Annotated in this window: 23 protein-coding genes and 1 pseudogene; 16 read left to right on the forward strand and 8 right to left on the reverse strand. The window is 63.2% G+C overall.

All coding sequences use genetic code 11. The features are described from left to right. Positions 1-194: 194 nt before the first annotated feature. From ACX80Q_RS12945 to ACX80Q_RS12965, 5 genes are all read left to right on the forward strand, one after another. The gene (locus ACX80Q_RS12945; RefSeq protein ID WP_459330938.1) at positions 195-902 is read left to right on the forward strand and encodes a FadR/GntR family transcriptional regulator; all 708 of its coding nucleotides are present in this window, start codon (positions 195-197) and stop codon (positions 900-902) included. Continuing rightward, complete coding sequence (locus ACX80Q_RS12950; protein WP_459330939.1) at positions 899-1,867, forward strand: asparaginase; 969 nt, start codon at positions 899-901, stop codon at positions 1,865-1,867. The genes ACX80Q_RS12945 and ACX80Q_RS12950 overlap by 4 nt, the downstream gene beginning before the upstream one ends. Before the next feature lie 95 nt (positions 1,868-1,962). Continuing rightward, the gene (locus ACX80Q_RS12955) at positions 1,963-3,390 is read left to right on the forward strand and encodes an aspartate ammonia-lyase (RefSeq protein ID WP_459330940.1); all 1,428 of its coding nucleotides are present in this window, start codon (positions 1,963-1,965) and stop codon (positions 3,388-3,390) included. Positions 3,391-3,457: 67 nt separating this feature from the next. Then, positions 3,458-4,771 (forward strand): amino acid permease, encoded by a 1,314-nt coding sequence (locus tag ACX80Q_RS12960; protein ID WP_459330941.1) that lies wholly within the window; start codon positions 3,458-3,460, stop codon positions 4,769-4,771. 96 nt (positions 4,772-4,867) lie between these two features. Next, on the forward strand, positions 4,868-5,560 hold the full coding sequence (locus ACX80Q_RS12965; RefSeq protein ID WP_459330942.1) for an FMN reductase: 693 nt from the start codon (positions 4,868-4,870) through the stop codon (positions 5,558-5,560). A 47-nt stretch (positions 5,561-5,607) separates the two neighbouring features. On the opposite strand, the gene ACX80Q_RS12970 is transcribed toward ACX80Q_RS12965, so the two are convergent. Next, positions 5,608-6,660 carry a hypothetical protein gene (locus ACX80Q_RS12970; protein ID WP_459330943.1) on the reverse strand — a complete coding sequence of 351 codons (1,053 nt, stop codon included), beginning with the start codon at positions 6,658-6,660 and terminating at the stop codon, positions 5,608-5,610. A gap of 26 nt (positions 6,661-6,686) precedes the next feature. Then, positions 6,687-8,315, reverse strand: coding sequence for a beta-N-acetylhexosaminidase (locus ACX80Q_RS12975; RefSeq protein ID WP_459330944.1), 1,629 nt, complete (start codon positions 8,313-8,315; stop codon positions 6,687-6,689). Positions 8,316-8,405: 90 nt separating this feature from the next. Here ACX80Q_RS12975 and ACX80Q_RS12980 point away from each other — a divergent pair, with 90 nt between their 5' ends. From ACX80Q_RS12980 to ACX80Q_RS13005, 6 genes and pseudogenes are all read left to right on the forward strand, one after another. Next, the gene (locus ACX80Q_RS12980) at positions 8,406-9,542 is read left to right on the forward strand and encodes an ROK family transcriptional regulator (protein ID WP_459330945.1); all 1,137 of its coding nucleotides are present in this window, start codon (positions 8,406-8,408) and stop codon (positions 9,540-9,542) included. A 60-nt stretch (positions 9,543-9,602) separates the two neighbouring features. Then, the gene (locus tag ACX80Q_RS12985) at positions 9,603-10,352 is read left to right on the forward strand and encodes a TetR/AcrR family transcriptional regulator (RefSeq protein WP_459330946.1); all 750 of its coding nucleotides are present in this window, start codon (positions 9,603-9,605) and stop codon (positions 10,350-10,352) included. A gap of 103 nt (positions 10,353-10,455) precedes the next feature. Then, complete coding sequence (locus tag ACX80Q_RS12990; RefSeq protein ID WP_459330947.1) at positions 10,456-11,175, forward strand: hypothetical protein; 720 nt, start codon at positions 10,456-10,458, stop codon at positions 11,173-11,175. A 60-nt stretch (positions 11,176-11,235) separates the two neighbouring features. Next, on the forward strand, positions 11,236-11,553 hold the full coding sequence (locus ACX80Q_RS12995) for a hypothetical protein (protein WP_459330948.1): 318 nt from the start codon (positions 11,236-11,238) through the stop codon (positions 11,551-11,553). Between the two features lie 136 nt (positions 11,554-11,689). Next, positions 11,690-11,977, forward strand: a pseudogene (locus tag ACX80Q_RS13000) (SDR family NAD(P)-dependent oxidoreductase); the annotation flags it as partial. Positions 11,978-12,303: 326 nt separating this feature from the next. Continuing rightward, positions 12,304-12,462: a hypothetical protein gene (locus ACX80Q_RS13005; RefSeq protein WP_459330949.1), complete on the forward strand. Its 159-nt coding sequence runs from the start codon at positions 12,304-12,306 to the stop codon at positions 12,460-12,462. A 29-nt stretch (positions 12,463-12,491) separates the two neighbouring features. On the opposite strand, the gene idi is transcribed toward ACX80Q_RS13005, so the two are convergent. From idi to ACX80Q_RS13025, 4 genes are all read right to left on the reverse strand, one after another. Continuing rightward, positions 12,492-13,058: an isopentenyl-diphosphate Delta-isomerase gene (gene idi, locus ACX80Q_RS13010; protein WP_459330950.1), complete on the reverse strand. Its 567-nt coding sequence runs from the start codon at positions 13,056-13,058 to the stop codon at positions 12,492-12,494. Between the two features lie 39 nt (positions 13,059-13,097). After that, entirely contained in the window at positions 13,098-14,933 is a 1,836-nt protein-coding gene (locus ACX80Q_RS13015; RefSeq protein WP_459330951.1) for a hypothetical protein, read from the reverse strand. Between the two features lie 93 nt (positions 14,934-15,026). Beyond that, entirely contained in the window at positions 15,027-15,716 is a 690-nt protein-coding gene (locus ACX80Q_RS13020) for a cache domain-containing protein (protein ID WP_459330952.1), read from the reverse strand. 37 nt (positions 15,717-15,753) lie between these two features. Further along, positions 15,754-16,512, reverse strand: coding sequence for a FadR/GntR family transcriptional regulator (locus ACX80Q_RS13025; protein WP_459330953.1), 759 nt, complete (start codon positions 16,510-16,512; stop codon positions 15,754-15,756). Between the two features lie 199 nt (positions 16,513-16,711). Between ACX80Q_RS13025 and ACX80Q_RS13030 the strand changes: the two genes are divergently transcribed. The 4 genes from ACX80Q_RS13030 (at position 16,712) to ACX80Q_RS13045 (ending at position 20,930) form a co-directional block, all read left to right on the forward strand. Beyond that, a complete protein-coding gene (locus ACX80Q_RS13030) occupies positions 16,712-17,794 on the forward strand; it encodes an ABC transporter ATP-binding protein (RefSeq protein WP_459330954.1) in 1,083 nt (360 codons plus the stop codon). 41 nt (positions 17,795-17,835) lie between these two features. Next, on the forward strand, positions 17,836-19,011 hold the full coding sequence (locus ACX80Q_RS13035) for an extracellular solute-binding protein (RefSeq protein ID WP_459330955.1): 1,176 nt from the start codon (positions 17,836-17,838) through the stop codon (positions 19,009-19,011). 128 nt (positions 19,012-19,139) lie between these two features. After that, positions 19,140-20,078, forward strand: a complete 939-nt coding sequence (locus ACX80Q_RS13040) for an ABC transporter permease (protein WP_459330956.1) — start codon at positions 19,140-19,142, stop codon at positions 20,076-20,078. Positions 20,079-20,087: 9 nt separating this feature from the next. Further along, positions 20,088-20,930, forward strand: a complete 843-nt coding sequence (locus ACX80Q_RS13045; RefSeq protein WP_459330957.1) for an ABC transporter permease — start codon at positions 20,088-20,090, stop codon at positions 20,928-20,930. A 120-nt stretch (positions 20,931-21,050) separates the two neighbouring features. Here ACX80Q_RS13045 and ACX80Q_RS13050 read toward each other — a convergent pair whose 3' ends face one another. Beyond that, a complete protein-coding gene (locus tag ACX80Q_RS13050; RefSeq protein WP_459330958.1) occupies positions 21,051-21,218 on the reverse strand; it encodes a hypothetical protein in 168 nt (55 codons plus the stop codon). Between the two features lie 56 nt (positions 21,219-21,274). Further along, positions 21,275-21,973, reverse strand: a complete 699-nt coding sequence (locus ACX80Q_RS13055) for a GntR family transcriptional regulator (RefSeq protein WP_459330959.1) — start codon at positions 21,971-21,973, stop codon at positions 21,275-21,277. Positions 21,974-22,108: 135 nt separating this feature from the next. Between ACX80Q_RS13055 and ACX80Q_RS13060 the strand changes: the two genes are divergently transcribed. After that, positions 22,109-23,161 (forward strand): sugar ABC transporter substrate-binding protein, encoded by a 1,053-nt coding sequence (locus ACX80Q_RS13060; protein ID WP_459330960.1) that lies wholly within the window; start codon positions 22,109-22,111, stop codon positions 23,159-23,161. Positions 23,162-23,187 lie beyond the last annotated feature (26 nt).

Below are 23,187 nucleotides of genomic sequence, written 5' to 3' on the forward strand. Positions count from 1 at the left end.
TACTGCGAGAGCGTCCCGGAAAATCCAGCCACTACTGCGAGAGCGTCCCGGAAAATCCAGCCACTACTGCGAGAGCGTCCCGGAAAATCCAGCCACTACTGCGAGAGCGTCCCGGAAAATCCAGCCACTACTGCGAGAGCGTCGAAAGGGCCGGGGATTGACATCTTCCTGTGAGCCGTGTCATAGTCTCCCTTATGAACTTGTCAGACAGCTGGACAGCAGGACAGGGGCCCATTGTGCGGGTCAGTGCCGCGGAAGCCGTATTCAAGGCCATCCGCACTGCCATTGAGAACGGCGCCCTGCAACTCGGCACCAAGCTCAGCAGTGAAACCTCACTCGCAGCCCAGTACGGCGTGAGCCGTTCCGTGATCCGAGAAGCGCTGCGCTCCTGCACCGCCCTGGGCCTGACCGAAACGCTCACGGGCAAGGGCACCTTTGTCATCGCCAACAGCGCCTCGAACGATCTTGTCCTGAGCAAGTTCTCCGCCCGCAGCCTCATGGAGGCCCGCCCCCACATCGAAGTGCCGGCCGCCGAATTTGCCGCCACCCGCCGCACCGCCGAACAACTCGAGGAAATGCGCGGCATCCTGGCCCTCATGGCCGAGGAAGACGACCCCGAAATCTGGGTCAGCCTCGACGCCAGCTTCCACGCCGCCATCGCCAAGGCCAGCGGCAACGGCGTGTTTGAGCGCGTCATCAACGACATCCGCGACGCCATGGCCAAGCAGTCCGAGACCATCAACCTGATCACCGGGCGCAAGAGCACCTCGGATGCCGAACACAGCCTCATCCTGGCCGCGATCGCCCACGGCAACTCCGCGGACGCCGGCCGCGCCATGGCCGTCCACCTGAGCGCCGTGGACACCGCACTAAGCCTCATCATGGGAGCAGAACAATCATGAGCACCAACCACTTTCCCGCCCACGCGCCGCTCGCCGTGCAGACCCGCGGCGAGCTCGTTGAAAGCGTCCACTTTGGTTCGCTCGTTGCCCTGAAGCACGACGGCGGGAGCCTCCTCGCGCGCGGAGAGCCCGCCGCCCGCGTGTACCCCCGATCGGCCCTGAAGCCGTTGATCGCCGTCGCCATGCTGCGGGCCGGTCTGGAGCTCCCGGCCGAACAGCTGGCCCTGGCCGCGGCAAGCCACTCCGGCGCAGAAAAGCACCAAGAAACAGCAGCCGCCATCCTTGCCGACGCCGGGCTCCAGCCTGCGGACCTGCGCAACTCCACGGACATTCCCTACGGCCCAGCAGAACGTGAGGCGTGGCTGCGCGCCGGCCACGGGCCCACACAGCTGGCCCAAAACTGCTCCGGCAAGCACGCCGCACTGCTGGCCACCTGCGTCAAAAATGGTTGGCCGCTGGAAAGCTACCTGGATAAGGAGCACCCGCTGACAGTCCTGATCCGCGACGTGGTGGCGGAGCTGACCGGCGAAACGATCACCGCCATCAGCACCGACGGTTGCGGCACGGAGGTGTTTGGCCTGTCCCTGACCGGCATGGCCCGCGCCTTCGCCCGCCTGGTAAAAGCGGCCCCGGGCACGCCCGAACGCCGCGTTGCCGACGCCATGCGTGCGCATCCGGAAATGGTGGCCGGCCACGGACGGGACGTAACAGCCCTCATGGAGGCCGTCCCCGGACTGCTGGCCAAGGACGGCTTCGAGGGCATCCAGGTCATCGCGCTGGCTGACGGCAGCGCGCTGGCGCTGAAGATTTCCGACGGCGGCGACCGTGCCCGGATGCCCGCGGCAGTCCCGGCACTGCTGGCATTGGGTGTTGAGCCAGAACTGTTGGCACCATTCAACGAGCTGCCCGTATACGGCGGCGGTCATCCCGTGGGCGAACTGCGCGGATTGCCAGTCGCCGGTTAGCCGCAAGGCCGCCTGACCAGAACGCCGAGCAGCCACCCAAGACCCATCACCATCCGCATTTTCGGCCCAATGACGTGCCAGCATCAAGGAGAACCATGACAGAGCTCAACAATCCCGTGCAGCATCCGCCCGCGTACCGCAGCGAGCACGACCTGATCGGCGACCGTGACATCCCCGTGGACGCCTACTGGGGCGTGCACACCCTGCGCGCCGTGGAAAACTTCCCCATCACCGGGATTCCGCTGAGCACCAACACCCACCTGGTCAACGGTCTGGCCATGGTCAAGCAGGCGGCCGCACAGGCCAACCATGAGCTTGGCCTGCTGGACGAGGTCCGTGCCGGGGCCATCATCGCTGCCTGCCAGGAGATCATTGCCGGGGCGCTGCATGAGCAGTTCGTGGTGGACGTCATTCAGGGTGGCGCCGGGACGTCGTCGAACATGAACGCCAATGAGGTCATCGCCAACCGCGCCCTGGAACTCATGGGCCACAGCAAGGGCGAATACCAGTTCCTGCACCCGAATGATCACGTGAACCTGAGCCAGTCCACCAATGATGTATATCCGACGGCGGTCAACGTGGCCACCATTTTCGGGGCCAAGCAGCTAGTGACCGCCATGGAGTACCTGTGCGATGCTTTTGCCGTGAAGGCTGTGGAATTCCGCACCGTGGTGAAGATGGGCCGCACCCAATTGCAGGACGCGGTGCCCATGACGCTGGGCCAGGAATTCAACGCCTACGCCGTCACCATGGGGGAGGACCGGGCGCGCCTGGCCGAATCCACCATGCTGGTCCACGAGATCAACCTCGGCGCCACGGCCATCGGCACCGGCCTCAACGCCCCCATTGGGTACTCGGCGCTGGCCTGCCGCCACCTGGCGGAGATTTCCGGGCTGCCGCTGACAACCTCCATTGACCTCATCGAAGCCACACAGGACGTCGGCGCTTTTGTGCACCTCTCGGGAGTGCTCAAGCGTGTGGCCGTGAAACTGTCCAAGATCTGCAACGACCTGCGCCTGCTCTCCTCCGGGCCGCGTGCCGGCTTTGGCGAGATCACGCTGCCCGCCGTCCAAGCTGGGTCCTCGATCATGCCCGGCAAGGTCAACCCCGTGATCCCCGAGGTCGTCAATCAGGTGGCGTACGAGGTTATTGGCAATGACGTCACCATCACCATGGCGGCCGAGGGCGGGCAGCTGCAGCTCAACGCCTTTGAGCCGATCATTGTGCACAGCCTGAACAAGAGCATGACCCACTTGGAGGCCGCCTGCATCACGCTGGCCGACAAGTGCATCCGCGGCATCACGGCCCACGAGGACAAGCTGCGCGAACAGGTGGAACACTCCATCGGCCTGGTCACGGCGCTCACCCCGCGCCTGGGATACGCCACTTCCACGGCCATCGCGCTGGAAGCCCTGGCGACCGGCCGCGGCGTGGCGGAACTGGTGCTGGAACACAAGTTGCTCACCGCTGAGCAACTGCAGGAATTGCTGCGCCCGGAACACCTCGCCAACTTAGCTGACTAACACCGCCAAGGGGCAACGACGCAGGGGGCGGCGAAGCCACACGGCGCAGAAGAAAAGGATTTGCACCATGAACCACCACGAAAGAACCGACGTGTCTGACCTAGTCCAAGATGCCCCCAATACCTCGCTGACAGCGGAGGACGCCGGGCTGCACAAGGGCTTGAAAACCCGCCAAATCCAGATGATCGCCATTGGCGGGGCCATTGGAACGGGGCTGTTCATGGGCGCCGGTGGACGCCTTGCCAGTGCGGGCCCCGCACTCATGTTCAGCTACGCGATCTGCGGTTTCTTTGCCTTCCTCATTTTGCGGGCCTTGGGCGAACTCATTATTCACCGGCCCAGTTCGGGCTCCTTTGTGTCCTACGCCCGGGAGTTCTTCGGGGAAAAGGCGGCTTTTGTTTCCGGCTGGCTGTACTGGCTCAACTGGGCCATGACAGCCATTGTGGACATCACCGCAGTGGCGCTCTACATGCACTTCTTCGCCAAATACGTGCCCTGGATGGGGTCGGTGCCGCAGTGGATTTGGGCGCTGGCGGCGCTGTTGTTGGTGCTGGGGCTGAACCTGGTCTCCGTGAAGGTCTTCGGTGAGATGGAGTTCTGGTTCGCGCTGATCAAGGTGGTTGCACTGGTGACCTTCCTGCTGGTGGGCACGTACTTTGTCATCTTCGGAACCCCTGTGGCAGGGCAGGACGTTGGGTTCAGCCTGATCACGGACAACGGCGGATTCTTCCCGAACGGGCTGCTGCCGGTGGTGGTGGTCATGCAGGGCGTGGTGTTTGCGTACGCATCCATTGAGTTGATTGGCACCGCGGCCGGCGAAACGCAGAACCCGGAAAAGGTCATGCCGAAGGCCATCAACACAGTCATCATCCGGATTGCCGTGTTCTATGTGGGCTCCTTGATCCTGCTCTCGCTGCTGCTGCCCTACACCGCCTACAAGGCGGGGGAGAGCCCCTTCGTCACCTTCTTCGGCTCCATTGGTGTTGACGGCATTGACGCCATCATGAACCTTGTGGTGCTCACGGCGGCCATGTCGTCCCTGAATGCCGGGCTGTACTCCACCGGCCGGATCCTGCGTTCCATGGCCCTGTTCCGGCTGTCGAAAAAGGGGGAGGCCATCCGGCCTTCGTTCCGCATGATTGGCGCCCCGTACACGGGCTACCTGACACTCGCATTCCTGCTGACCGTGCTGGTGCTCATGGCGTTCGACAGCCCCGTGGGCACCTGGACCATTGGTTCGCTGGTGGTCATCATTCCGGCGCTCATCGTGGGCTGGTACCTCAGCCGCGGACGCATCAACCAGATTGCCGCGGACCGCCATACGGACACCCACAGCCACCCGGTGGGTGCACACCACGGCAGAACTCAGGCGGAAGACTAAGGCTCCACGAGGGTGCCGGGAATATCCTCCGGCACCCCAAGGTTGACTCTATTAGATGCAAACGCATGAATAGTTTGAGTTCACCAAGGAGTAGTTGTGCAACGTAGCGTAGTGGTCATATCTGCCGGTCTGGGAGTTCCGTCCTCCACCCGCATGCTGGCAGACCAGATGGGTGCCGAGGTTCAGGCGCAGTTGGCCGCGCAGGGCATCGCAGCCGTGCTGGACGTCATCGACCTGCGCGATTTCGCCACCGACATTGCCAACAACATGGTCACCGGGTACGCCGGCCCCGCCCTGAATGATGTGGTGCGGCGGGTGGCTGCGGCCGACGCCATGATTGCCGTGACCCCCACCTTCAGCGCCTCCTACAGCGGTTTGTTCAAATCGTTCTTTGATGTTTTGGACCCGAAGTTCCTTGACGGCATGCCCGTGTTGTTCGGCGCCACGGGCGGTTCCTCGCGCCATTCGCTGGTCCTGGACATGGCCATCCGCCCACTGTTCAGCTACCTGCGCGCCAACACGATGGCAACGGCCATCTACGCCTCGCCCGAGGATTGGGGCACTGCCGGGACGCAGTCGCTGGAACGCCGGATTGCCCAAGGCGCCGGCGAGCTTGCCGCCGTCGTGGTTTCACACGCAGGTACGACGCCGGCCGGCACGGACACCCCCGCCTCACCGTCCGCCGCGTCCCCGGTTGTTGGGCACAGGGAAAAAAGGGCACAACGCGAAACCTCTGACATGACCTCCCTGCCGTTCGAGCAGCTGCTCGCCCAGACGCAGGCCCGCTAACCTCCCGGAAGTACCGCAGAAGCGCCGCCCAACGAGCCGGTGCAGCCCTAGAAAATGGGTTGCACCGGCTTGCTGGTCAGTGGTGGCGGGTCCAGTTGATCGAGCACCACGCGCAGGGCCGTGCTGTAGTCATCGGGGTGGATCTCCGGACTCGCGTGGCCCGTGCGGGGCACGTTGTAGGCAAAGTGCGGGTTTCGGGGGAATAACGACTCCCAGCCCAGCGTGGCAGCGCGGGCGTTGACAATAAAATCCCCCGGATCGTAGATCAGCCCGATGCCCGTACTGCCGGGGACCCCGCCGTCGTACTGGGCGGGGAAGGCCTGCAGGAACGTCGCCTGGGTGGTGCTCAGGATCAGCGAGTTGCTTTCCGGGTCGAAGGACCGGGCAAGTCCGCTGCGCGCGGCCTGATACATGCCCTGGCCGTTGGAGTTGGACAGCCCGCCGAACAGGCCTGCGCCCACCCGGCCCAGCAGTCCCAGGTAGGGGACCACCTGGCCGGCCACGGAAATGTACGCCTTGCCCGGATCCAGGATGTCGCGCACATTGCTGGGGCTTGAACCCATCACCACCACGGGCACCGTGATGCCATTCTGGGAAAGCAGGGAGGCCAGAACGGCCGCCGCCATGCCGCCAAAGCTATCGCCGTAGAAGTACACGGTGTTGATGTTGCGCGCAAACGCATCGCGCTGGATGGCGATGAAAAGCTGCGCAATGTCGATGCCCTCGTTGGAGTAGCCAATGTACGAGGCCGGCGCGCGCTGGTTCATGGCCCCTTGTAGTGCTGCCAGTTTCCGTCCGGCATCGCGGTGGCTGACCCTGAACCCGCCCAGCAGGTACCAGGTCTTGCCCGAAAAACGCTGTGCGGCCGTCCGGTTTTCCTCGTTGTCGGGGGTGGTGATGCGGTACTGGCTGCGCTCCGTCAGCAAATAGTCGGCGGCAATGTTGGCCTGGAACGCTGTGGTGATGGCCGCCGTGCCCAGGGTGGCGAGAAACATTCGCCGCGGCACATCAGGAATCTGGCGCGTTTTTCCGGCGGCGGGGGCTTGCCCTTCCGGCTCGCCGTCCTGCTGTGTGGGCGGAACTTCTGCGCTGCTACTCATGGTCAATCACTGCCATTCTGCCACGCCTAACTTTCGATCGAGGCAACAATCTTGGTAATGTGGGCGGCCCGTTCCGCCACGGTCTCCGGCCGGCCCTTGATGCCCGGGCGTTGCTGCCACGGCAGGGGGCCACCCGCTTGCCTGTACTCCACGCCTGCGGCATCCAGCCGGGCCAGGTGCGCCGCAAGGCGGGTGCTGAAGCCCGGCAAATCCTTCTCCGGCGCGCTCCACAAAACCTCTGCCATGGCGCACAGGCGCGGGAAAGCCATGTAGTCCAGCATGCGGGTGGAATCGATGTGCTCGGTCCACAGATTGGCCTGCCCGCCCAGAATGTGGCGTTCCTGCTCGGGGCTCAAGCCCGGCGGCACCGGGTCAAAACCGTACACGTCGGCAACGCCCAGAGGGATGGAAACGGGGATGGGTTCGGCGGCCAGCTCCGACTGCCTGTAGTCAAAGTACGCCAGATCGTCAGGGCAGCAGACAACGTCGTGGCCGCGTCGGGCAGCGCTCAGGGCGCCCGTCATGCCGCGCCAGGAGGCAACCGTGGCTGTGGGGGCCAGCTCGCCCTCCAGGATTTCGTCCCAGCCAAAGACGCGCCGCCCGCGGGCTGAAATGTGCTTGTCCATCTGGGCGATGAACCACGTCTGCAGATCCTCGGCCCGGTCCAGCCCCAGCTCCGCCATGCGCTCCAGCGATCGGGGGTCGGCGCGCCACTGGTCCTTGGGGCATTCGTCCCCGCCAATGCCAATGTACGTGCCGGGGAAGAGGTCCATGATCTCGTCAAAGACGTTGTTGAAGAACTCCACGGTGGCGTCCTCCACGTTCAGTACGTTGTAGTTGATGCCCCACCGCGTGTAAACCTCCATGGCATCTCCTTGTACGCCCAGTTCCGGGTAGGCCGCCAAGGCTGCCTGTACATGGCCGGGTGTTTCAATTTCCGGCACCACGTCAATGAAGCGGGCGGCGGCGTAGGCCACGATCTCGCGGATGTCGTCCTGGGTGTAGAAGCCGCCGTGGGGCCGGCCGTCGGTGCCCGCATCGGCACCGGCGCCCACCTGGGTTTCGCGGCGCCAGGCGCCAACCTCAGTCAGCTTGGGGTAGCGCAGAATCTCCACACGCCAGCCCTGGTCGTCAGTGAGGTGCAGGTGCAGGGTGTTGAGCTTGTGCATGGACATAAGGTCGATGAACCGCAGGATCTCGCGTTTGGGCATGAAATGCCGCACCACGTCCAGCATGGTGCCGCGCCATCCGAATCGGGGTTTGTCAGCAATGTGGCAGGCGGGCGCAGCCCAGTGCACGCCGGCAACGGGAGCCGTGCGGAAAATGGCGGCCGGCAGCAGCTGCAGCAAGGTCTGGCAGCCATGGAAGACGCCCGCAGCATCGCCGCCGCGCACCTCAACCCTGCCGGGGGAGACCGCCAAGGCGTATTCCGCCTGGCCCAGCCCGGCATCAAGGCGGAGGGAAATGTCCGCGTCACCGTCGCAGACCATCAGCGGAAATCCCGTGGCCGGTCGCAGTGCGTCTTGCAGGCCGATCGCCACGGACTCCAGGCCCGGCGCACAGGAAAGTGTTGTGGTGGCGCTCAGCAAGAACTCGCCGTCCCGGCGATCTTCGTGGGCGGGGCGGGGCAGCAGCGGCAAGGCAGTGGACGGCATGGGACGGTTCCTTCGTGGCTGGCGTGGGATGTTCATCGGCTATTGCAATAGAGTATTTCATAATAGAAGAGCGCTAGAAGGGATTGCGCCATGGAACGCCTCGGCATCAACTCACCCAAGACCTTGCGCTGGATGAATTCACGGGCCCTGCTGGCCGCCCTGATGGAAGCTGGCCGGCAGGTCAGCGTCACGGAACTCGCAGGGCAGTTGGGGCTGACCCGGCCCACGGTGGAAGCTGCACTGGTGGATTTGCTGGCTGAGGGCTGGGTGGCGGAGAGCAGCCCTGCGCCCACGCCCCACAAGGCCGGCCGCCGGGCGCGGCTGTACCAGTTCCGCGCCAACGCCGGGTACTTGCTGGGGATCGACATGGGGCCGAGGCAGGTCCACGCCATGCTGGCCAACCTGCAGGGCAAAATTGTTGCAAGCGTGCGCCACAGCGGGTTGGACATCGCAGCCGGGGCCGGCGCCGAATCAGCGCTGCAAACTGCCGTGCGTGAGGTCCTGGCCCAGGCCGGTGTACCGCCCACGGCCGTGGTTGCTGCGGCGATCGGGGTGCCGGGTGTTGTCAGCCGCGGCGGGGAATTGGTGCGCTCGGTGGTGGTGCCGGACTGGATTGCGGGCGGAACCCTGGGCAGGATTGCCGCCTTCCTGCACCCGGCCGTGACGCTCTTGGACAACGACGCGCGGCTGGCCACCACCGCTGAAGCGGCAGGCGGGGTGCTGGCTGGCGTGGACAACGGCGTTCATGTGGTTCTGGGGCGGCAGATGGGAGCCGGGCTGCTCATCGACGGCAAAGTGGTGCGGGGCCATCACGGTGCAGCGGGTGAAATTGGTGGCTTGGGCAGCCTGGGCTGGGCCGCGGCAGCGGACGCCGTGGCTGGCCCGGATGGCAGCGTTGCCGCTGTTGTGGAGGGTGCCGCACGGGGCGAGGCTTGGGCGGTTGCTGCTGTGGAGGATTTTGCCAAGCGTGTGGCGAACGGGATTGCAGCCCTGTCCCTGGCGGTTGATCCGGAGGTGATCAGTGTAGGTGGGGACATGGCAGCTGCTGGGGAGTTGCTGCTGCACCCGCTGCGGGAGGCTGTGGCGCGTCTGGGCATGTTTGAACCGGAGCTGCACCTCTCGGCCGTGGGTGCCGATGCCGTCATGCTCGGGGCGCTGGCGCATGCCCGCGACCACTTCCGCCATAATGTTCTGGAGCTTGCCGCGCTGGTTCCGCGGCCGCTGTGAGTGGACGAATTGACCCCATTTGTAGCTATGAATGTGCCGGGCGTCAACTAGACTGATGGGGTGAGCGAGCCGTACCCAGATCAGAGCATGGAGTCCCCGGATGGAGCATCCGCCGGGGAACTGTTGGGGCGCCGCTACTCGGGGCTTGAATCCTCGCAGCGGGCCAGTGAACGGCATCGCCGCCTGGTCGCTGCAGGTTTGGATGTTTTCGGCACCCTGGGGTACCAGAGCTCCAAGATCAAGACCTTGTGCAAGAGCGCCGGTCTCAGCGAGAGATACTTCTATGAGTCCTTTGAATCGCGCGAGCACCTGCTCGGTACCGTGTTTAATCATTTGGATGCACTGTTGACGGTACAAATTGCCGATGCACTCCAGGCCCCGGGATTGGATCTGTTGGCGTCAGCGCGAGCCGGCATGGAAGCGGTGGTCAACTTCATGCTCAACGACCCCCGCCATGCACGGATCATGTTGGTGGAGGTGGTGGGCGTTTCGCCCGGGCTCGAAGCCAAACGCCACCAATCCATGAGTGAATTCGCCGACGAGTCGCTGCAGGTGCTGTTGTTGTTGAGCGGGATCGATCCCGGGCGTGGGCAGGAACAGCTCACGGCAAGGCTGGGCGCCGTGGAGGCTGCGAGAATCTTTGAATGTGCGCGGCTCACGGCCATCTCCATGGTGGGCGGCGTCAACAACATGATGCTCGATGCCTTGCTCGGCGGGACCACCCACGATACCGAGCGCATCAGTGACGTAGCTTTTCAACTCATCTACAACGCTTCCCTCGGCATTCGGGTGCTCGCCGAACAACCGTAGCTCCCACGCCCACCTGCGTGGCAGGCATGACCGGTGACGTCATTGTGTCAACACACCAACTCCCTGCCTAGGCTATAATCCGAGCGGATGGCACCATGGGAGCATGCAGGATTTTTGGCAGTTTGCCGGTAGTTATTGGTGGTTGGCCATCCCCTTGGGTGGCGTTGTAGCTGGGTGGGGGCGGGCCTGGGCCAAGTCCGGCGAGCGGCGGCACCAGCGCAAAATTGAACTCTACAAGCTGGCGCATCCGGAGGTGGCCGGCCTGGATGTGACGGCCGGGCACGCCGCCGTCGGGCGAACTGCCGCCGAGCCTGCGCCCACAGCCTACTCGGAAACCGACGTTGCCAAACTGATGGCAGAGCACGACGCCGTCAACAGGCGGTGGCTGGACTACGAGTTGGACGTGGGCAAGCTGATTGACTTCCCCATGATGACCGATGTCCGTGAGCCATTGACCGTCGCCTTCCTGCGGGCCAAGCGCGACGCCGATTCCCTCCGCCCGCTGGCAGCCACCGACGTGTCAGCCAAGAGCCGCTGGGATGACTACTTCAACGCCGTCAACGCCTTTGCCGTGTCCTTTGACGTGGCGGAAAAGGAAGCCCGCCGGATCAAGGACACAGGGTTCAGCGAGCCTGAGCGGCAGCGCCTGGGTACTGCCAAGAAACTCGTCAAGATTGCCGAGGATGAGGCCGCCAGCCCGGCCGAGCGCCAAACCGCCTACCAGCGGGCCCGCAAGGAACTCGACGGGATCCTGGTCCTGCCCGATGTCTCCGTTGCGGCGCTGGAGAAAAAAGTGGCCCGCATGCTTGACGGCACGCAGTAGCGATCCGGCGGGCGTCCCTCTCTTAAGGGGTATTAGGGCACCGTCTCTATCATGTTGATTATGAACATTGAGGAATCAGACGAGCGCGACAGCACCTGGGAACAGCACGACTCCACATTTCGGGTCTACTTCGCCCAAGGAATCAACCGGGCAATCACTACGTTCGACGTTTCCGAAGCCACCTTCACCGAAGTACACAAGTGGGCAAAACACGAAGCGCTCGATGACACCATCGTCGCGATTGCCCTCGTCGGTCTCGACTCCCGTGGACTGAAGGGTTTGACGTGGTTGTTGGGGATGGACCCGAACGATCACCCCGAATCCGACATTGAGGTCCGAATGCTTGCTGAAATGACCGCTACAGGCTCCACCCGCTGATGTTCCTGGTGGCCATGGACTAGGCTGCGAGCCTGACCTTTACGGTTTTTTGCTGCAACTTTTCTAAGGACGCTACATGTCACGCACTGTCATCATTACCGGAGCAAGCGATGGAATCGGTGCCGCCGCAGCAACAATGCTGGCCTACCCCGGTGACACCCTGGTGCTGGTGGGCAGGTCGGCTGCGAAGACCGCGGCCATTGCGGATGAGCTGGAGGCCGACTTCTTTGTGGCTGACTTCACCGAGTTGGCACAAGTGCGCACCCTGGCCGCGCAGCTGTTGGCGAAATATCCGCGCATTGACGTCTTGGTCAACAACGCCGGCGGCATCATGGCTGAGCGGGAGGTGACAGTTGATGGATTCGAGAAGACTTTTCAAGTCAACCACCTGGCCCCGTTCCTGCTGACCAATTTGCTGATGGAGCGTTTGGTTGCGGACCGTGCCACTGTCATCAACACCTCCAGCGCCGCCAACCATCTCATGGCGCGCTTCGATATTGACGATCTCAATGCGGAAAAAAGTACTCGCACAGTGCTGCCTACGGCAACGCGAAACTGGCCAACATCCTCTTCACCAAGGAGTTGCAAAAACGCTTCGGTGACCACGGGATCAATGCTGCGGCCTTCCACCCGGGTGTGGTGCGCAGCAATTTCGCCGCCGAGTCAACAAATCTCAGCAAAATGGTCTACTGGGGCCTGGTCCGGAAATTCATGCTTTCCCCGGAGCAGGGGGCGGACACGCTAGTGTGGTTGGCAACCACCGTACCCGGCCAGGATTGGACGCCGGGGGAGCACTACGCAAAGCGCAAGGTAGCCAAAACCAACAGGCTGGCCAAGGATGATGCAATTGCTGCCTCCCTCTGGGATCGCAGCGCAACCATGGTGGGGCTCAGCAGCAGCCAGGCTTAGCGAAGCAGGAGGAATAGCGGGGGAGAAGTTTAGCTTTCCGCCGGCTGGGCCAGCGGGAAACGCCCACCGGTGTAGACACCTTCGGACAGCTGTTTCACCAGCCACGGGCTAAAGGCGAAGGGTGTGGCGGCAACGGCCTCTTCCACATCCACAATGTCGGCCCAAGCCCAATCGCAGGCTTCCTCCGGGTTGGGAGAGAGCTCGGCCGGGCCGGTGTAAACGGCTGTGAACACGGGGCAAATCTCGTTCTCCACAATGCCCGAGGCATCCACGGCCCGGTAACGGAAATCCGGCAATGCGGGGGTGATGCCGCTGATTTCCAAGTTAAGCTCAACGGCGGCTCGGCGCACAATGGCGTCCTCAAACGATTCCCCTGGGGCCGGATGGCCGCAGAAGGAGTTGGTCCAAACACCCGGCCAGGTCAGCTTGGACAGGGCCCGGCGGGTGAGTAGCGTGCGGCCCTTGGCGTCCAGAATGTGGCAGGAAAAGGCTAGGTGCAGGGCCGTATCGGTGGTGTGGACCAGCGCCTTGTCAGCAGTGCCGATGTCGTTGCCGGACTCATCAAGCAGCCGGACCAGTTCTCGCTCGAAACCCATAATGTGAAGACGCCCTTTCCGACGAAGCCAACCTCAAGTCTACGGTTTGACCACGTCGTGCGAGACCACCTCGTGCAGCTCAACACCGCCCGCACCCAGCTTCCAATAGTGCAGGCGCAGGGCCCCGGCCGTGCCCTTTTCCACGTAAAGCCGCATGCACACGTCCTCGCCGCGCAGGGTGAGGCCCGCGTGCGCACCCTCATTCAGGCGCAGCGGGTGGGCCTCGCGTTTGCGCAGGGAACCTGTCATCCCGGCAACCAGGTCCACCACCGCGCGCAGGGTCTTGCTGCGCTGCTGCTCCGTGATGCCGGACCAGGATGCCAGAAATTGAGCGCTGCAGCCGTAGCCGCTCAAGGGGTGTGCGGCCTTCTCCACGGCGGGCACCAGCCGAGCCCAGGCCAGCTGGACATCAAACTTGAATTGCTCGGCCGCATCCAGAAACAACCTTTCGGCGGGCGCATCGGTGCGCGACGTTGTTGAGCGGCGCTGTTGCTTGAGCTGAACCAGGGCCGATTTTGTCCTGGCCAGGTCCTCCCGCAACGCCTCAATCTGGCGCTCGGCGGTGTTGTGCAGCCGGGCCAGCTCGGCGGCACTTCTGCGTTCGGCTTCGAGCTGGTCCTGCAACGCCCGCGCCACCTTGTCCGTGGCGCCCTGCCGCTTTTGCGCCTCCAGTAACTCGGCAATGGTGTGCCTAGCGAGTTCCAATTGCATTTGGGTGCTGCGCAGGGCGGTGCGCCGTTCGGCCGGGGTCAGCAGCGCCTCTCCACTGGCCAGATCCGTGCCGGGGGGTTCCCCACCTGCCAGCCCGACGCCGGAAAGTCCCGCCGGGTTGCCGGCGCCGGCAGTGCCGGGGGCAAGGGACGCCACGGCCGTTGTGGAGTTGAAAATGCTCGCGTAGGGGCGGTCGTAGTCAAGCCATGGCGGGCCGCCGCGCAACAGGGGCGGGGCTGGGACGGCGGGTTCGTCGTCGTCCACGTCAAGCATGGACAGGACCACGGCGCCGTTCTCATACAGGACCCGCACGCGCACCACTTCCCCCTCGGTGAGCAGGTCAACGGCGGAATCCAGGTCATTGGAGGAGATGCGGGCAACGCCAATCCGGAAATCGCTGCCGGGCCACAGGTGCACCAAGGCGTGGGAGGGCGTAACGGACTTGACCCTGGCCAGCGCCACGTCGCCGTGCTTGTAAACAGTGACGGGGGAGGCGTGCGGCAACAGCAGCGACTTCACGTCCAGGGCGTCGGTGGCCGGGTCAAAAATGCCCGTCAGCTTTTGACCCTTGTGCAGCAGCCACTCCAGCGGGATGCCCGGGAGCAGGTCTTCGCCGCGAATCACCGCCCGCTGGCCGTTGGAGAGCAGCTCCACCATGGCGCGGTCATCGGAGGGGAAGCCCTTGACCACGGCCTCGCTGAGAACGGGGAGCGACGCAGTGGCGCTTTGCATGCTGGATTCAAAGTGCTCGGCGGCCAGGAACTCGTGTTCCAGGATGGTGTAAAGCTGCGGCAGGTAGGCGGCGCTGTGCAGGATGTGCGGCCGGGGCGTCCGGCCCATCCACTGCGGCCCGTGCGGGTACACCCGGGCGCTGTTGCCAAAAACGTGCAGCCGCTCCGGCAGCCCCTTCTGCAACTTGTGGGTTTCCGGGCCGTTGGCCAGCTCAAAGACTTGGACGTCGGCGCCCAGCAGCGCGGCAACCTTCTCCGCATCAATGCGCAGTGCGTTCTCGGGCAGAAACGTCACCACCACCGCCGTGTGCGTGCGTTGCGGATCCATCAGGAATGCGGCCAGATCACTGCCGTTTTTATGCCCGACGGCGGGGGACCGTTCCGGAGCGGCCACAGTCGCAAGGAGCTTGTTCCTGTTCTTTTGTGCAGGCATGGACGCTCCTTCCTCATGGGGCACAACTCCGGGCCTTGGTAGTGATTTACCTTACATGGCGGCGGGGTGGCTTTTGCGGTTGGTAGGCAATGATTACGCGGTGGCGGAAATGATGCGGAAATGGCGCCCGGCAGCGTACTCCTGTGCGCCGCTGGCGGCCTGGACAACGTCCCCGGCGTCCACGTCGGCACCGGCGCTGACAATGCTGCGGCCGTCGCTGTTGACCAAAACGGCATTGGGTCCAATGGTCCGCAGCAGGCCCAGGGTGGCCCGTTCCAAGGATTGGGCCGTGACATCCAGGCCCACAACACCGGCAAATGCGCCGTCCTTGTACAGGGGGTGGGTGAAGGTGAGCACGTACTCGTCCGTGCAGAGCAGATCGATGTAGGGGCCTGTCACATGCGGCTTGCCGGTGGCCATGGGTAGCTTGAACCATTCGGCCTTGATGTACCGGCTGGTGGCGTGGGGGCTGAAGTTTGCCAGGGCATCCACACGCTCCATGTCGCTGCCCTGCCACCAGGCAATGTAGCTGCGGTTGACGCCCATGATCCCGTCGGCGGCCACGAATCCGGCGCCGGCCGTCAGCGACGTCGGGTTGTTCATCATGTCCAGGACGGTGGGGCGGATGAATTTATCGATTGCCGTGCCGGTGATCTTGCCCGAAGCTTCCAGCCACGTGCTGGTGGCGGCGGCCCACTGGTCAAGAGCTGCCTCGATGCCCGCAATCAAGGACGCAACTTCTGTTACGGGTGCGCTGGTGCGGGCGGCGTCATTGCCGTTCATGCTGATGCCTTTTCCTGGTGCGGTTTAGTGGTGCGGTTTAGTGGTGGCTGCCGGCATGTTCTGCCAGTAGCCATGCTGTGGTGGTGGTGATCAGTTCCTTGGTGTGGGCCTCGGCGCCGGCGCTGTCATGGGCCGCAACGGCGTCCGTGATGGCCGCGCACAGGGTTGCTGTCTTCTCGCAGAAATCCGGATCTTCAAAGGGCAGCAGGGTCATGGTGCCCACATAGGCCTGCAGGTGCAGCAATTCGCGGGCCAACCTGGCTGACCGGGCCACGGAGGCCAGTTCCAGCAGGAATTCGGCTGAACTCAACCGCCAGGCAAACGCTGTTGCACTCTCGCCGGGGCCGGTTTCGGGGCGGACGTATGCCCGCAGGGATTCGACGTCGTCCGGGCTGGAGCGTTTGGCGGCCACCCCTGCGCAGGTCACGGCAATCGCTTGCAGATGCAGGCCCAGATCAGTGATTTGCAGACGTGTCAGGTTTTGCAGGTTCTCCCTGGCCGTGGCGGCTGACGGGAAGGAATTTTCCGTGATGAAGCTGCCGCCGCTGCGCCCCCGAACTGTGCGGATCAGCCCTTGGCCGCGTAGTTGCGAAAGGGCTTCACGTGCTGTGACGGCGGAGATTCCCAGGGCTGCGGCCAATTCCACCTCATTGGGCAGGCGCTGGCCGCTCACCAGAAGCCCTGATTCCACGGCCAGTTCAATGCGCCGGCACACCTCATCCACCAAGCCGCCTGACTTGATGGGAGTGAAAACGGCGGCCAGACTGCGTGACGCGCCGAGCGGTGAGAGGGACACGGGAGCCATCCTGACTGGCTATGGGGGTGCCGAGCGGTGCGGCGTTTTATTCATCGTACCGGCGATTTCAGCCTTGGGCTATACATAAATCATCTTAAGTAATAGTATTTATCTCGATCACCAGAATGTGGCCCAGTTCACACCCTCAAAAGGGTGTTGGGCCGGCCATGTCAGCACAAACATATGAAAGGCGTACCCCATGAGCTCACGTACCTCCTCCCCCGTGGCGGAGCTGGCCACGGAGGTTCCCGCCATCCGGCTGCGCAATCTAACAAAGTCGTTTGGTGCCAAGGGCTTTGGCGAAACTAAGGCGGTGGACGGCGTGGACCTGGACATCCGCCAGGGCGAGTTCTTCTCCATGCTGGGGCCCTCGGGATCCGGCAAGACCACAGTGTTGCGCCTCATTGCAGGCTTTGAACTGCCCACCTCCGGCACCATTGAGCTGGAAGGTGCCGACGTCAGCGGCAAGGCCCCCTTCCAGCGCGACGTCAACACCGTCTTTCAGGACTACGCCCTCTTCCCGCACATGTCCCTCGTGGACAACGTGGCCTACGGCCTGCGGGTGCGGGGCATGAAGAAGGCCGAACGGCGTGAGCGGGCGGTGGAAGCACTGGAGCGCGTGCAATTGGGCAAGTTCATGCTTCGCAAGCCCTCCCAGCTCTCCGGCGGGCAGCGCCAACGCGTGGCACTGGCCAGGGCCCTAGTGGTGGAACCTAAGGTTCTGCTCCTGGATGAACCCCTCGGCGCGCTGGATCTGAAGCTCCGCCAGCAAATGCAGATCGAGCTCAAGGAACTGCAGCGCTCGCTGGGCATCACCTTCATCTTTGTCACGCACGACCAAGAGGAAGCTCTCACCATGAGCGACCGTATTGGCGTGTTCAACAACGGCAAACTGGCCCAGATCGGGACAGCACACGAGATCTACCAACAGCCCAAAGGGGCCTTCGTGGCCAACTTTGTGGGCACCTCCAACCTCTTCGGCGCGGAGGTGGCCGGGGCCCTGTACCAGCGCAATGACCAGTTCGTGATCCGCCCGGAACGGCTCACCGTGGACTGGAACGGCACGCCTGAACCACAGCACGGCCTGAGCTCCCTAGGCGGCACGGTCACGTCTCTGGTGTACGTGGGGCACGCAACCCAGGTGCGGGTTTCGCTGGAAGGCGGCCCCGCCGTCGTCGTTCTGGTTGACAACGACCTCCCCGATGAGAAGGCACTCATCGGCCAAAACGTGGTGGTCAGCTGGCGCGACAGCGACGCCGTCTGGCTGCCCAACGCGGCCTAAAACTTCACTCAAATTCATTTCTAGACACAAAGGACAAGACAGTGGCTACTAAGAATGCACTCAAAGTAATGGGAACCCTGGCGGTGGCAGCATTGGCGCTGACAGCGTGCGGAACCTCCGGCGGCGACGCCCCGGCCAGCAGCATGAAGGAGTCCATCGGTGCGGGGGAGGGGCAGGTCTCCATTCTGGCCTGGCCCGGCTATGTGGAGGATGGCAGCAACGATCCCAAGGTTGACTGGGTCACCAAGTTCACCGCGGACACCGGCTGCAAGGTCAACTTCAAGCCCTTCGGCACCTCGGATGAGGCAGTGACGCTCATGCGCACGGGCCAGTACGACGTCATCTCCGCATCCGGCGACGCTTCCCTGCGCCTGGTGGCCGGCGGCGACGTGCAGCCCGTGAACACGTCCCTGCTGAAGAATTACCCGGACGTGTACCCGTTCCTGAAGGACAAGGCGTGGAACACGGTGGATGGCAAGAACTACGGCATGCCGCACGGTTGGGGCGCCAACCTGCTCATGTACCGCGCCGACAAGGTCACCCCGGCGCCCACCTCCTGGAGTGCCGTGTTCACCGACGCCGCCGCCAACACCGGCAAGGTCACGGCCTACGATTCACCCATTTACATTGCCGACGCCGCCATGTACCTGATGACGCACAAGCCCGAGTTGAACATCAAGAACCCCTACGCGCTCGACGCCGACCAGCTCGCCGCAGCCGTCACCTTGCTCAAGGCCCAGCGCGAGCACATTGGCGAGTACTGGAATGACGTGGTCAAGGAAGTCCAGTCCTTCTCCTCCGGCACCACGGTGGTCGGCACCACCTGGCAGGTGGGGGCTAACATTGCCCAGGCCGACGGCGTGAAGGTGGAAACGGTGCTTCCTTCCGAAGGAGCCACGGGCTGGTCGGACACGTGGATGGTCGGCGCCAACACCAAGAACTCCAACTGCGCCTACCTGTGGCTGGACTACATTGCCAGCCCGGCAGCCAACGCCCAGGTCGCCGAGTACTTCGGCGAGTCCCCGGCCAACCCCAAGGCCTGCGATCTGACGGCGGACAAGGAGCACTGCACCACCTTCCACTCGGGAGATGCGGCCTACGCGGAGAAGATCTGGTACTGGACCACACCCGTAGCCAAGTGCCTGGACGGACGCACCGATGCCACGTGCACCGACTACTCCGAATGGACCAAGGCCTGGACGGAAATCAAGGGCTAGTAGCCCCTTAGCCGGTGTGTGCGGCGGACCCCCTCCCGCCGCACCCACCGCACCCATCACGGCACCGTCTGGGTGCGCGCTAATTGCTGGACCCACCCGCTGCACTTTCGAATCAAAGGTTAGAGGACATGGCATTACAGATGCAGCCCGGAGCCACGCCAGGCACTGGCGTCCCGCCCGGCCACGCCGAGGTACCCCGGGCAAAAAAGAACACTTTCTCGGCCCTGCTGAACAGGTCCCCGAAGCTTCGGCTCGCCGGATTGCTCACGGCCCCCGCCGGCTGGCTCATCCTGGTCTACGTTGCCGCGCTCGCAGCCTTGCTGATTACGGCGTTGTGGACGGTGGACACGTTCACCGGCAAGGTCTCCACCGTCTGGAGCTTTGACAACATCATCCAGGTTCTGACGGACCCCGTGTACCAAATCATCACCCTGCGAACCATCTGGATCGCACTGGCGGTCACGTTCATCGACATGGTGATCGCCATTCCCATTGCCTTCTTCATCGCCAAAGTTGCCACCGCCAATTGGCAGAAGATTCTGGTGGTGGCGGTGCTCATGCCGCTGTGGGCCAGCTACCTGGTGAAGGCCTACGCCTGGCGCAACGTCCTGGCCGACGGTGGCCTGCTGGAATGGTTGGGCGCCCCCATTGGCGCGACCAGTCCGGGATATTCCGAGACCGCCGTGATCCTGACCCTGGCCTACATCTGGTTGCCGTACATGATCCTGCCCATCCACGCAGGCTTTGAAAAGGTGCCAGATTCCCTCTTGGAGGCGTCCTCGGACCTTGGGGCCAAGCCACTGACCACCATGCGCCTGGTCATGCTGCCCATCCTGGTGCCGTCCATCATTGCCGGCACCATCTTCACTTTCTCACTGTCCCTGGGTGACTACATCACGGCCCAGATTGTTGGCGGCACCACGCAAATGCTGGGAACTGTTGTCTACGCCAATGTTGGTGCTGCCAACAACCTGCCGTTTGCCTCCGCGGTGTCCCTGATCCCGATCGTGATCATCATGATCTACCTCTTTGTGGTCCGCCGTACAGGCGCCCTGAACAATTTGTAGGAGCGCGCCATGAGACTTTCCAAGAGTGCAAAAACTATCCTCGGCATCATCACGGCGTTGGTACTGTTGTTCATCTATGCCCCGTTGCTGCTGGTGGTGGTGAACTCGTTCAACGCGGACAGGACGTTTGGCTGGCCACCCAAGGGCTTCACCCTTGAATGGTGGGGGAGGGCCTTTGAATCGGAGGGTGTCCGCGAAGCGCTGGTCACCTCCTTGTGGGTGGCCGTGGTTTCCACCATCATCTCCCTGGTGCTGGGCACGCTGCTCTCACTGGCATTGCAGCGGTACAAGTTCTTTGGCCGGGACGTGATCAACCTGCTGGTCATTCTGCCCATCGCCCTGCCCGGCATTGTCACTGGCATTGCGCTGAACAACATGTTCACCACCATTTTGGGGGTGCCGCTGAGCATGTGGACTGTGGTCATTGCCCACGCCACGTTCTGCATGGTCACTGTGTTCAACAATGTGATTGCCCGGCTGCGGCGCACCAACGCCCGGCTGGAGGAGGCCTCGGCCGATCTGGGTGCCGGGGTGTTCACCACGTTCTGGCTGGTGACGTTCCCGCAACTGCGCTCGGCCCTGCTGGCCGGTGGCCTGCTCGCCTTCGCCCTGAGCTTTGACGAGATCATTGTTACCACCTTCACCATTGGTGCAGGCGACACCACCTTGCCCATCTGGATCCTGCAAAACCTGTTCCGCCCCAACCAGGCGCCCGTGGTCAACGTGGTGGCCGTGGTGCTGATCATCATCTCGATTGTGCCGATCTGGCTGGCGCAGCGACTCTCTGCCGACTCCGTGGGCGTGACCTCCCCGAAGCCGGCCAAGGCAGCCGGCGCAAAGGTGGCCGCGTAGCCGTCCTGCTTTCCTGCGCCGAAGCCATAACTGCGCTTTGACGGCTTATCTGCGGTTGCTCCACCGCAGACAAGCCGTCAAGGCGCAGTTGAGCGCACAAAGCGCTGGTGTGTGGTGCCCCTAAAGGCTGTCCGGTTCAGTTTCGGCTTCGTCTGCCAGGGCGGCTGCGTGCTCGTTCATCTCCTCGATGTCCGGCGTCACCAGCTCCGTGTAAACCTGCGCCAGCGGATCCGCAGCGCCGTGGTCATGGATCAGATCTTGGTCGTCATAATCTGGGTTCTTGCTCATCTTCACACCCTAGACCCGCGCCGCACAGCTGCGCCAGGGTCGCTTGCGGCCACCGCTTACAGCAGTGGCGCGCCCGCGTTGCGCCAGCCCGTGCGCTTGGGCTGCTGGCTTTCAAAATACTTCAGGACACGGGCCTCGGAAGAGATGACGTGCCTGCGCATCGCCTCAACCGCAGCCTCGGTGTTTCCTGCGCGCAGGGATTCAACTATCTGTTCATGCTCAAGGATGGTGTGGTCATCGAAGGTGTCCGAGTAGGAGAGCCTGAAGATGTGCAGGTGGCAGTGAGTGCGGGCATAGGACGCCCTGATGACCTCATTGCCTGCTGCTTGGAAAATCAAGTCATGGAAGCGTTCGTCGTGTGCGGAGAGTTCAGCCGGTGAAATTGCGTCCTTGGTCCGTGTGAGTTCGTGGCCGTGGCCCATCTCCTGGGAGATTTGATGCAGCAGCGCCGCGTCGGCGATCTGGGTTGCCCGTTCCACAGCGAACGGTTCCAGCAGCATGCGCAGCTCATATAGTTCGCGTACATCCTCACGGTTCAAAAGTTCCGTGGCGCGGTAGCCGCGGCGTGGCTGGCGGTCAACAAGCCCCTCGGATTCCAGTCGGGCCAGCGTCTCGCGCACAGGCGTGGGAGAAACGTTGAGCTGGCGGGCAACATCTTCAATGTTGATGCGCACCCCTGGGGGAATGGTGCCGCGCATGATGTGTCCCCGCAGGAGGGTGTAAACCTCATCCGCCAGTTCTTGCCGTGGAGCCATGCCATGTAGCGAAGTCAAATATGACGCGTCCAAACGCTTCTCCGATCAGAGTCCTTGACAGAAAGTATATAGGCCCAGATAATGAAATATCACTATATCCTATAGGATTCTGAAACATAGTTTGGAGACTCAACGATGAGACTGAAAACACTTTCCACCACTCTGGCCGTCCTCGCCGTGTCAACCCTGGCGGTCACCGCCTGCACACCCCAGGCTTCGGTTGGTGGCGATTCCGGCAAAGCCCCCGCAGCCATGGATACAGTCAAGGTAGGTCTTGTCTCCGGCGGGGCGCACCCGTACTTCCAGCCTTGGGCCCCTGCAGGAGCCAAGGCCAAGACTGACTTCAAGCTGGGCGATGTCACCTTCAACGAGACGGCCGACTGGGACCAGACCAAGCAGAATGACGTCATCAACTCCATGGTGGCCAACGGCTACAACGCCTTTGGTGTTTTCGGTGTTTCCCCCACAGACATCAACTCGACGTTCACCAACCTAGCCAAGCACGGGTTAGCTACAGCGGCTTTGGGTTCCTGCCCGGCCGGCGACACCAATGAGGCAGACTTCTGCCTGTCCACGGACACCGAGGAAGCAGCTTACAAGGCAGCCAAGGCGGCCATCGACGCCATGGGCGGCAAGGGCATTCTGGCCCACCTGACGGGTGTCAATGTTGATTCCAACACCCAGCGCCGCATTGCCGGCGTCAAGAAGGCCGTTGCCGAGACTAGCGGTGCCGTGACGTTGCTGCCGGATGTGACTGACATCGATACGGACCTCACCACGGCCCAGAAGGCAGTTGCCGACCTCCTCGCATCCAAGGGCAGCCAGATCACAGGAATCGTCTCCACCGCCTACAACCCGGCCGTTGCCGCGGCAACGGCCGTGAAGGAATCCAAGCTCCCCATCAAGCTGGTGGCAATTGACGACGACGCCACCATTCTCGCCGCCATCAAGGACGGCTCGGTCTCGGCAACAGTTGTGCAGAACCCCAGCGGCCAGGCATATGTGGGCAGCTACGCGCTGGCCAAGCTCGCCAGCAAGGCCTGCACCATGGCCACCAAAGGCCAGATCGTTGACTCCGGCTCCTTCATTGTCAGCAAGGACAACGTGGACACTTACGATGCCGAGCGCACGGCCAAGTCAGCCGAACTGCAGAAGGACTTCGACTCGAAGTACCTCAGCTGCAAATAAGCCCCGCACACCCAGTCTCGAAAGGC

It is taken from the genome of Arthrobacter sp. HLT1-20 (genome assembly GCF_054510895.1).